The sequence below is a fragment of the Candidatus Pantoea symbiotica genome, assembly GCF_056491525.1.
On record NZ_JBSZHR010000002.1, the window covers coordinates 241888 to 253127 of the forward strand.

Here is an 11240-nt window from a genome sequence, read left to right on the forward strand (position 1 = left end):
GGTCGTGTGAGCCTCAATCGTTTACTTAGCGTTTGGGATTTCACCAACGTGTAACTTTTTATTTGGGTAAGCTTTTCAATGAAAACTTTTACAGCTAAACCAGAAACCGTACAGCGTGACTGGTATGTTGTTGACGCAACGGGCAAAACCTTGGGTCGCCTGGCGACTGAACTGGCGCGCCGTCTGCGTGGTAAGCACAAAGCGGAATACACTCCGCACGTTGATACCGGTGATTACATCATCGTTCTGAACGCAGAAAAAGTTGCTGTAACCGGCAACAAGCGTACTGACAAGATTTACTATCACCACACTGGCCACATCGGTGGTATCAAGCAAGCGACCTTTGCAGAGATGATCGAGCGCCGTCCTGAGCGTGTGATTGAAATCGCGGTTAAAGGCATGCTGCCGAAAGGCCCACTGGGTCGTGCTATGTACCGTAAACTGAAAGTTTACGCAGGCAACGAGCACAACCACGCGGCGCAGCAACCGCAAGTTCTTGACATTTAATCGGGATTATAGGCAATGGCTGAAACTCAAAACTACGGCACTGGTCGCCGCAAAAGCTCTGCCGCTCGCGTCTTCATCAAGCCGGGTAGCGGTAACATCGTAATTAACCAGCGCTCTTTGGAGCAATACTTCGGTCGCGAGACTGCACGCATGGTCGTGCGTCAGCCGCTGGAGCTGGTTGATATGGTTGGTAAATTTGACCTGTACATCACTGTTAAAGGTGGTGGTATTTCTGGTCAGGCTGGTGCGATCCGTCACGGTATCACACGCGCTCTGATGGAGTACGACGAGTCTCTGCGTTCTGAACTGCGTAAAGCGGGCTTCGTTACCCGTGATGCGCGTGAAGTTGAACGTAAGAAAGTCGGCCTGCGTAAAGCACGTCGTCGTCCGCAGTTCTCCAAGCGTTAATTGTTTGCTGCTTCGGCAGCGGCAGTTGGCTCAAAAAACCCGCTTCGGCGGGTTTTTTATTACCTGCATTTATGATTTTTTCCCACGAAAAACGCGAGCTTTACCCGCATTTTGCCCGCAAATCATCACGCCCGCCCCACAAGCTGCTTAAAATCTGGTAAACTCACTGTCACTTTGCGCCTGCGAGACGCAGCGTTGTGCTTGTCGTTCCTGTCGGGAAGACCGGACGATGCGACTAACGCTGACGGTAGGCGAATCTGATGAGCCGGTGAGTCGCCGCGTGGTTGGCTATTCGCAGTATCTTTTTGTGAACAAACTTGGAGGTTTTCATGGCTGTCGCTGCCAACAAACGTTCGGTAATGACGCTGTTTTCTGGTCCGACTGACATTTTCAGCCATCAAGTACGTATCGTACTGGCTGAGAAGGGCGTCAGCGTGGAGATCGAGCAGGTTGAAACGGATAACCTGCCGCAGGATCTGATTGACCTCAACCCGTATCGCACCGTACCGACGCTGGTCGACCGTGAACTGACGCTGTATGAATCACGCATCATCATGGAATACCTCGATGAGCGTTTCCCGCATCCACCGCTGATGCCGGTTTATCCGGTCGCGCGCGGTGAAAGCCGTCTGATGATGCACCGCATTGAGCAGGATTGGTACAGCCTGATGCGCACCATCGAAACCGCCAACGGTGCAGAAGCCGATGCAGCGCGCAAGCAACTGCGTGAAGAGCTGCTGGCGATTGCGCCACTGTTCGCACGCACGCCGTTCTTCATGAGCGAAGAGTTCAGCCTGGTGGATTGCTATCTGGCGCCGCTGCTGTGGCGCTTGCCGCAGATGGGTGTTGATCTGTCTGGCGCGGGTTCTAAAGAGCTGAAAGGCTATATGACGCGCGTGTTTGAACGTGACTCTTTCCTTGCGTCACTGACGGAAGCAGAACGTGAAATGCGCCTGCAAGCTCGGGGCTAATGTATGGAAATGTCGCAACTAACGGCGCGTCGTCCTTACCTGTTGCGGGCGTTCTACGACTGGTTGCTGGATAACCAGTTGACGCCGCATCTGGTGGTCGACATCAATCTGCCTGGTGTGCAGGTGCCGCTGGAATATGCGCGTGATGGGCAGATCGTTCTGAACATCGCGCCGCGTGCGGTAGGCAATCTGGATCTCGCCAATGATGAAGTGCGTTTCAACGCGCGTTTCGGTGGCGTACCGCGTCAGGTTTCTGTGCCGATGGCTGCGGTTCTGGCGATTTATGCCCGTGAAAACGGCGCTGGCACCATGTTCGAACCGGAACCGGCTTATGAGCTGGCAACGGACGATCAGGATGGTAGCGGTCAGGAAGAGACGATGATGTCTGTGATTGATGGCGATCGTCCGGATGATGCGACTGACGACGATCACTCGCCAGATGATGAGCCGCCGCCGCGTGGCGGACGACCTTCACTGCGTGTGGTGAAGTAAAACGTGCAATAAAAAACGGGCCGATTGGCCTAATGCCGATCAGTTAAGGATCAGTTGAACGATCCAGTGGCTGTGTAAGAATCCGGGAACGTTTCGTTTCCGGATTTTTTTATGCAGCTCCGTCAGGCCCTTGATATTGTCTCTTGCTACGATTCTCTGCGTAACCCACTCACTACACTCGCGGATGTCCTTGAGCCCGAACTGATCGCCCGCTGCATTCAGGAGTCAGGCTCCGTTACCCTCCGCAAGCGTCGTCTTACCACCGATATGATGGTCTGGTGCCTTATCGGCATGGCGCTTGAGCGCAAAGAGCCCCTGCACGCCATCGTGAATCGCCTTGATATTCTGTTGCCGGGAAACCGGCCTTTTGTTGCGCCCAGCGCCGTGGTGCAGGCCCGGCAGCGCCTGGGAGACGATGCCGTCAGGCGTGTCTTCGAACAAAGCAGCGACCTCTGGCACGCGCAGACCACGCATCCTGACTGGTGTGGGCTGACGCTTCACGCGGTTGACGGCGTCGTCTGGCGCACGCAGGAAACGCCGGATAATGAAAAGGCTATCGCCCGCACAAAAACGGTTGCCGGTGCATCGCCCTATCCGCAGGTACGCGTGGTCTGCCTGATGGAGCTGACCAGCCATCTTATCGGCGGCGCCGTGATGGGCTGCCAGAATGAGAACGAAATGATACTGGCGGAAGGGCTTATCCCACGCGTCCCCGACAACAGCCTGACGCTGTTCGACAAGGGCTATACCTCGTTCGGCCTGCTCAGCGCCTGGCATCAGGCGGGGGAAAACCGTCACTGGATGATAGCAGCCCGCAAAGACCTGCAGTACGAAGAGGTACGCCGCCTGGGAAAAGGAGATGCGCTCATCCGTGTTAAAACCTCCCCTCAGGCGCGGAAGAAGTGGCCTCATCTGGCGGAATATGCAGAGATGAGGCTTATCAGCCGGGAAATTAAAGGAAAGACGTGGCGGTTCCTGACGTCGATGACGGATGCGATGCGCTATCCGGGGAAAGAGATAGCGGACCTGTACAGCCATCGCTGGGAGATAGAGCTGGGGTATCGGGAAATCAAGCAGGGGCTGCAGGATAACCGGCTGACGCTGCGCAGCAAAAAACCGGAGATGGTGCGTCAGGAGCTGTGGGGCGCGCTGCTTGCGTATAATCTGGTGAGATATCAGATGATAAAAATGGCGTCGACGCTTAAGGGATACTGGCCTAATCAGCTGAGCTTCAGCGAGTCTGCGGCCTGGGTCATGAAGCTGCTCTGGACGCTTGAGGGCGCGTCACCGGGGCGGATCCCGGAACTGGTGAAAAATGTGGACGCGATAGCGCAGATAGTCAAACTGCCGGGGCGACGGGAGAGGTCGTTCCCGAGAGTGGTGAAAGAGAGGCCCTGGAAGTACCCGACAGCCAAAAGAAGAAATGCCAGTCAGGCTTAACTGACTGGCATTAGGCCGATTGGCCCGTTTTTTTATGCCTGCGCGTCTTAGTAGACGTCGCGCAAGTAGCGTTTATCTTTCTTCAGCTGATCAACGTAAGCCGCCGCACGCTCGCTGGACAAGCCACCGAACTGACGAACCACTTCATACAGCGCCGCATCAACGTCTTTTGCCATGCGTGATGCATCGCCACACACGTAGAAGTACGCGCCATCCTGCAGCCAGGCGTACAGCTCAGCGCCTTTCTCCAGCATGCGATTTTGCACGTAGATCTTCTCTTCCTGATCGCGCGAGAAGGCCAGATCCAGATTAGTCAGCAGACCTTTCTCCTGCCATGCCTGCAGCTCTTCTTCGTAGATGTAATCGTGTGCCTGATGCTGGTCACCGAAGAACAGCCAGTTTTTACCTTCTGCGCCCGTTGCCTGACGTTCCTGCAGGAAGGCGCGGAACGGTGCGATACCGGTGCCTGGTCCAACCATAATCAGCGGCGCATTGCCGTTTGACGGTACGCGGAATGCTTTGTTCGGCGAGATGAAGATCGCCGGCTTTTCGCCGCGACGTACACGTTCAGCCAGATAGGTTGAGCACACGCCTTTACGTTCGCGACCGCCGCTATGGTAGCGCACGGAAGCGATGGTCAGATGCACCTGATTTGGATGCGCTTTCGAGCTCGACGAGATGGAGTAAGCGCGATGCTGCAGTGGACGCAGCATGGCAACGAATTCCGGCACCGACAAGCTGCGCGTCAGCTCAAGCTGCAGCAGATCCAGCGTGTCTTTGCCCCACAGCCAAACGGCAAGGGTATCTTTGTCGTCGTGCTGCAACACGTGACGCAATTCCTGGTTGGTGGTGTTCTGACCAACCCATTCAATCAGTTTGCGTGACGGCTCTGAAATTTCGAACTGATAAGTCAGCAGATCGCCAAGGTTACGGTCAAAGCCAGGTACCGGCGTTTCGTAATCGGCTTTCAGCTGAGTCAGCAGCAGTGAAACCAGTGACGCGTCGTTCACCGGGATCACACCCAGCGCATCGCCCGCTTCATATTTCAGGCCGCTGTCGGTGAGATCAAACTCAAAGTGACGAATATCTTTCGCCGACTCTTCTGCCGACAGGCGCTTATTGGTCGCCAATGCGGCCGCATAAGGGTTTTGCTTATTGCTGCCCGGAATGACAGGTGCTTCTGGCGCGCTTTCTAATGCATTACCGCTGCTGCCCGCACTGGCGGCGAATTGCGGCATTGCCGTGCCAATCCACTCACTGGATGGCTCTTCGAAATCGATATCGCAGTCGATACGATCGGCGACGCGTTTCGCACCGAGCTGCTCCAGACGCATATCGATGAATTTACCTGCCTGGCAGAAACCGTCGTAGCCGGTGTCGCCAATCGCCAATACCGCAAAGTGCATCTGCTCCAGACGTGGCGCGGTACTGGCTGAAATCGCGTTCCAGAACAGCTGAGCGTTATCCGGCATTTCGCCCTCGCCGTAAGTCGAGGTGACGATCAGCACGTGACGCATGGTGGCGAACACATCCAAATCCACTTCGCCCAGCGCCTGCACCACCGGCACCAAACCTTTGGCGCGTGCGGCTTTAGCTGCTGTTTGCGACAATGCTTCAGCGTTACCGGTCTGTGAACCGAACAGGATATGCAGCTGGGTGTTTGCACCCGCAGCCGGTGCGCTCTGCTTGTCTTCTAATACCAGCAGGCGCGAATGGAGACCGGCGAGGAAGCCCGCCAGCCAGTATTTCTGCTCACCGTTAAACGGTGCATCTTCAGGAATGTAAGGAATTTTCATCGGTAAGGCACTCAATCCTGTTCAATCAAAATATAAAAACTAAATTACACATGTTCAGTAGCACTGTAATCAGGAAAGTTTCCCGACTGCAGCTGCGATTTCTGGCAGTGCAGCACGCGCAAACAGCTCTTCAAAATCAGGCAGATGGCCCAGTACTTCACGGTTGCAGGCATCCTGATAAATGATCCAGCCATATGTCGCCAGGCTGTCCATGGAGCGAATGTTGCGCTGCGTTAATGCCGCTTTGTAATCTGCCATACGTTTAGCGGCGATCAGGCTTGCCAGCTCGTCATCGCTGTAGCTCTCAATCGCAGAGCGTGCATGACGTTGCAGTCGGCTTATTAAGGTGAAATCTTCGGTCATCAGCAGATTGCGTACCGCTTTTTCCACCGCCGGATCTTCCACCGCCGTGCCTTTCGGCAGTTTGCCCAGCGCCAGCTGCTGCGCGAGGCTGAGAACGGTGTAGTTGTTCAGCAGAACAAACATCTCCAGCGTATCTGTCGCGCCGTAAGCCGGAACAGCACCGTTAGCAATGGTTTTACCGTCACGCCAGGCCGATTTGAACTTCGTCACCTGATGCGCAGCCAGCGACGTTGAGAGCTCTTCGAGCAAGTCTTTACGTGATTTGGCTTTGAGGATTTCGGTGCCATCCTGATACAGCAGCAGCGAACGCGGCATCACATATACAAAGTGATGGCACTCGGTTTCCCAGTTATCCAGCAGCCAGGCCGCGCGTGGCGATTGGGTTGCTTCCAGATGCCAGTTAAGCATGGTCAGCACCGCTTGTTTGTGCACCTGCGCCATTTCATCTTCATCGGCGATGGAGCCAAACAGCACCGAATCACCTGCCGCGTGCGCAGCCAGCGATCCATACGGGTCGTACTGGTAAGCGAAACCGCCGCTCATGCCGTTGCCGAAGCCTTTACCAAAGGTGCCAAGGTTAAGAATGGCGCCGTTGGTCATGTATTCGCAGCAGAAGTCACCAACGCCTTCAACTACCGCAGTTGCGCCGGAGTTACGCACGGCGAAGCGGTCACCCGCCTGGCCCTGAACAAACAGACGACCGCCGGTCGCGCCAAACAGCGCGAAGTTACCGATCAACACGTTGCCATCGCTGTCCTGTGCGCCACCGCCCGGTGACATCACCACCAGTTCGCCGCCGCACTGGCCTTTGCCAACGCCGTCGTTGCAGGTGCCGTAATGCTTCATTTGCATGCCGTCATTGCAGAACGCGCCGAACGACTGGCCGGCAGAACCGCTGGTATTAATCAGCACGCTACGCGGTGCCAGATAATGACGACCGCGATCGTCTTTCATGACCGCTGGCAATGCTGCCAGTTGATCTTTAGGTAATTCATGGTTCAGCATGCGCTCGATATCGATCGCCAGCTGACCACCCACGCTCTTGTTACGGTTGTTCAGGGTGATGCCCGCGCCCAGCGCGATTTCACGGCTTGCCGCGCCAACCAGCTGCGTTTTCAGCTCGTTAACCCAGCCATCATCCAGTTCAAAATCTTTTTCCAGATACACCGGCTTAGCAATTTTCTGTTCTGGCACCACGGTCAACATCGCGCGCAGATCCAGTTTGCCGACTTCCAGCGGGTGATCCATCAAGTGCAGTAGATCCGAACGGCCACGCGCTTCACGCAGAGAACGCAAGCCGAGGCGGGCGAGGAACTCACGCACTTCCTGCGCCACGTTGATGAAGTACTGCGCCAGCTGACGCGGATCACCATCAAAGGCTTCGGCGTTGGTGGTTAAACCGGCCGGGCATTTGACGTTACAGTTTTTCGCCATCACGCATTTCAACATCATCAGCGCGGTGGTGCCGAACTCGAAGCTGTCGCCACCGAGCAGGGCTGATTTGATCACATCGCTGCCGGTCTGCTGCGCGCCGGAGCAGCGCAGCTGCACTTTGTCGCGCAGGCCGTTAGCACACAGCGCCTGATGCACTTCAGCGATACCGATCTCCGCGACGCGGCCGGTATATTTCAGGCTGGTAACGGAAGCTGCGCCGGTGCCGCCGGTATTACCCGCGACGTTAATCACATCCGCGCCGGCTTTCGCCACGCCGACGGCGATGGTGCCGATACCTTCAGATGAAACCAGCTTGACGATGACGCGCACGCGCGCGGCTTTACAGTCATGGATCAGCTGTGCCAAATCTTCGATGGAGTAAGTGTCGTGGTGCGGCGGCGGTGAAACCAGCTCGACGCCCGGCGTGCCGCCGCGCGCTGCGGCAATCTCAACGGTCACTTTCGGTGCCGGCAACTGACCGCCTTCACCGGGCTTCGCGCCCTGACCGATTTTGATCTCCAGCTCTTCCAGCATCGGGTCAGCCAGATAAGCCGCCCACACGCCGAAACGACCGGATGCCAACTGCTTGATACGTGAGGCGCGGATGGTGCCGTGACGTGAATAGTGCTCGCCACCTTCGCCGCAGTTACTCATGCCGCCAACCATGTTGGTACCGTGCGCGACAGCTTCGTGCGCAGGCGCCACCAGCGCACCGTGGCTCATCGCACCGGAAGCAAAGGTACGCGTGATTTCATGTGCCGGTTGAATCTCTTCCAGCGGCAGCGATGGCAGCGCGGTGAAGATCAGTGACAGATAATCAGCAGCTTTGCCGTAAGCGGTGATGTGCAGCACGCCATCCGCCACGCTGCTGCTTTCGATATCGTCGGTGAAACGGGTTTTCAGCGCACGCGCCAGCGCTTCAAGGCGCTCGTTCTCTGATTTCAGACCTGCAATCGCATCAATGAGACGCAGCTCGAACTGGTTCAGGCTGCCGTTCACCGCTTCACACTTCAGGCCACGCGTAGCGAAGCCGTTGTTCACCAGCGAGTAGCGGCCCAGTTTGCGGCCGAATTCGGCTTCGCTATCAACGTGGGTCAAATCGCATGGCAGCGCCAGGATGTCGCGCAGCGCCGCAGGACGACGTTTACGCTCGGCATGCATCAGGCCGGAGAACTGACGGTAATCTGGCGTGATGGCAAAGGTGTCGATCACATCATTCGGAATACGCTCGAAGCTGCTGTCTTTAAAGGCTTCTGCTTTGATGTTGAACGCGTTATCCAGTTTGGCCAGCGTCATCAAACGAATAAAGTTGTCCTCTTCGCGCTCTTTATTAGCAAAGCGAATCGGCTGTTCCGTCATATCGATAAAGGTACGTACCGCGATGGTACCGTACGAGTGTCCCGCGCCTTCAGCACGCTCTTTGAACAGGCCGAGCAATGGCACTTCCGCTTCGCCCTGAATTTTCAACGAGCTCTGGTGCCAGTCAACTGCCATCTGAGCGATCGCCGGGAAGCCCGCGCCGCCGACAGGAGTTTTGATATTCGGGAAATATTTCTTCAATACCGGATCGTCGGTATTCAGGAAGTTCGGCTCGAAGAACTCGCCGCAGCTGTAGCTCTCAACAGTACACAGGCCGACTTTACCCATGGTTTTCATCAGCGCTTTTTCGGCTGCTTTGGCATAGCGTTTAAAGGCTTTGTTGCCTTCTTCGCCTTCACCAAATTTCTCTTCCGCACGCATCTGCACGCCGAGTGGGTAAACGGCAGAAGCACCGAAGCCCAGCGTCGCCGCGATGTGGTGTGAAGAGATGCTTTGACCACTTTCGACTACCAGCGAAACATCCAGACGCAGACCTTCCTGCACTAAGCGCTGGTTGATCGCCGACACCATCAGCAGCATCGGAATCGCTGCGTGCGTTGAGGAGATATGACGGTCGGTGATCACCGCGATGCCGCCTTGCTGGCGTGCGAAATCCACCACCTGCTGGGCTAAGTCATCAATGGCTTTTTCCAGCGCGTTGGCGTTGGCCGCACGGCTGACGATATCTTTGCCAACGACTGGCTCGTACAGCATCTCGAAGCGCGCATAAGGTGCGACGGTTTGCTCGCGCAGGCGCAGCATGTCTAGGTGGGTCAGGATTGGCGTCGGGACAATGATTTGCTGGCCTTTGCTGCGGCCGAGATGCGGTTTTGCACCTAGAGCAACACGCAGCGTCATGCCGTCCGCTTCACGAATCGAATCGAGCGGTGGGTTGGTGACTTGCGCAAAACGTTGTGAGAAGTAGTGCGCCATGCCGCCTTCGTGATCGGACAGGCCATTGATGGCGTTGCCGTAACCCATTGCTGAGATCTTCTCAGCGCCGGTTTGCAGCATCGGGTCCATCATGAATTTGAAGCTTTCCTGGTTGTAGTAGTAGGCGACAAAACGCTGATAGGTTTTGAGGTCACCACGATAACGCAGCGGCGAGCCGAGTTGCTCCGCCTGAATTTCCGGCAGGTCGGCGAGATCGATACGCGCTTTGCTCAGCAGCGACAGGTAATCTTTTTCGGCTGCCAGTTTTTCCAGCGCTTCAACCGTGGTGTAAGAGCGTTTCTCTTTGTGATCGTAATAGAGCATGCCGCCCGCTTCGATGCGGCCACGACGCAGAACGCTTTCCGGTGGGAAGGCGATCTGGCCTGCTTCAGACATCGCACCGATGTATTCCTCAGTTTCAACGGAACGCAGCGGACGCAGGCCGAGGCGGTCAAGACGCGCGCCGATCACTTCACCGTTACCGAAGATCAGTGCAGCTGGGCCATCGTTTTTCTCTTCATATAAAGAGAAGTATTCGAGCATGGCGCGCACTTCGTTTGAGAGTGACGTATCGTTCTCCCACGCCGGCGGCATCATCGAAACCACGGCGTTGATCAGATCGAGATTATCTTCCATCAAACGGCTGTGGATGCTCTGGTCGAGACGTGAGCTGTCTGACTGACCTTTTGGACGCACGATTTTTTTACCGCGCGCCAGCATCAGTGCCGCTTCAGCAATGCGGTTTTTACGATCGGTGTTCAGCTCGCCGTTGTGCGCCATTAAACGGAACGGTTGCGCCATGGTGGTATGCGGATCGGTGTTGGTCGAGAAGCGGGTGTGGAAAAACAGCCCGCGCACCTGATGGTCCGCATCGGTCAAATCTTTGAAGTACGGGATCACTTCGTTGGAGTTCAGGCGTGCTTTAAACACCTGCGTGCGCGAAGAGAGCGACAGCGGATAGAGGCCGCCGAATTCGCTTTCGGTAAAGGCGCGTGCTTCGATATCCAGCAGCGCGCGATAAATCTGGCGCTCGAATTCGAGTTGTTCAGTCACTTCCTGCGGCGCGGCAAAAATCCACTGCACAATTGGCAGCTGGAATTGCAGGGCGGCCGGGCGCGTCACGCTGCCGTCGAGCGGCATATCGCGTTTCACTAAGATCGGGAAGTTATGCGCCGCCAGCGTTTCTTCAACCAAACGCTCAGCGTTGGCGCGCAGCTCTGCATCTTTTGGCACAAAAAAGTTACCGACGCCGAAACGGCCGGCTTCCAGCGCCAGACCGGTAACCTTGCGGAAGAAGTTCAGGGAGAGATCGACGTTTACACCCGCGCCATCGCCCACGCCTTCGGCAGACATGCCGCCACGGTGCGGGACTGTGCATAGCGCGCTATGGGCCATCCGCAGAATCTCATGAGTCTGCTCGCCGTCCTTACGGGTAATGAAACCTACACCACAGCTGTCACTTCCGGCTGATGGGTCATACAAACCATAGGGATTCGGTTTTTGCGTGGACATTGAGAGTCTCCTTAAACTTCTTTTG

General features: G+C 56.1%; 7 protein-coding genes. 5 read left to right on the top strand and 2 right to left on the bottom strand.

All coding sequences use genetic code 11. The features are described from left to right. Positions 1 to 78: 78 nt before the first annotated feature. The 5 genes from rplM (at position 79) to ACXIZX_RS01755 (ending at position 3818) form a co-directional block, all read left to right on the top strand. Positions 79 to 507, top strand: coding sequence for a 50S ribosomal protein L13 (gene rplM, locus ACXIZX_RS01735; RefSeq protein ID WP_007886599.1), 429 nt, complete (start codon positions 79 to 81; stop codon positions 505 to 507). A gap of 15 nt (positions 508 to 522) precedes the next feature. After that, a complete protein-coding gene (gene rpsI, locus ACXIZX_RS01740; RefSeq protein WP_007886600.1) occupies positions 523 to 915 on the top strand; it encodes a 30S ribosomal protein S9 in 393 nt (130 codons plus the stop codon). A gap of 329 nt (positions 916 to 1244) precedes the next feature. Beyond that, positions 1245 to 1886, top strand: coding sequence for a stringent starvation protein SspA (sspA, locus tag ACXIZX_RS01745; RefSeq protein ID WP_008104394.1), 642 nt, complete (start codon positions 1245 to 1247; stop codon positions 1884 to 1886). Between the two features lie 3 nt (positions 1887 to 1889). Continuing rightward, positions 1890 to 2378, top strand: coding sequence for a ClpXP protease specificity-enhancing factor (sspB, locus tag ACXIZX_RS01750; RefSeq protein ID WP_008104391.1), 489 nt, complete (start codon positions 1890 to 1892; stop codon positions 2376 to 2378). Between the two features lie 111 nt (positions 2379 to 2489). Beyond that, positions 2490 to 3818 (top strand): IS4 family transposase, encoded by a 1329-nt coding sequence (locus ACXIZX_RS01755; protein ID WP_479403509.1) that lies wholly within the window; start codon positions 2490 to 2492, stop codon positions 3816 to 3818. A 47-nt stretch (positions 3819 to 3865) separates the two neighbouring features. Here the strand turns inward: ACXIZX_RS01755 and ACXIZX_RS01760 are convergent, their stop codons facing one another. Continuing rightward, positions 3866 to 5614: a sulfite reductase subunit alpha gene (locus ACXIZX_RS01760; RefSeq protein ID WP_008104389.1), complete on the bottom strand. Its 1749-nt coding sequence runs from the start codon at positions 5612 to 5614 to the stop codon at positions 3866 to 3868. 69 nt (positions 5615 to 5683) lie between these two features. After that, the gene (locus ACXIZX_RS01765) at positions 5684 to 11215 is read right to left on the bottom strand and encodes a glutamate synthase-related protein (protein ID WP_179451885.1); all 5532 of its coding nucleotides are present in this window, start codon (positions 11213 to 11215) and stop codon (positions 5684 to 5686) included. Positions 11216 to 11240 lie beyond the last annotated feature (25 nt).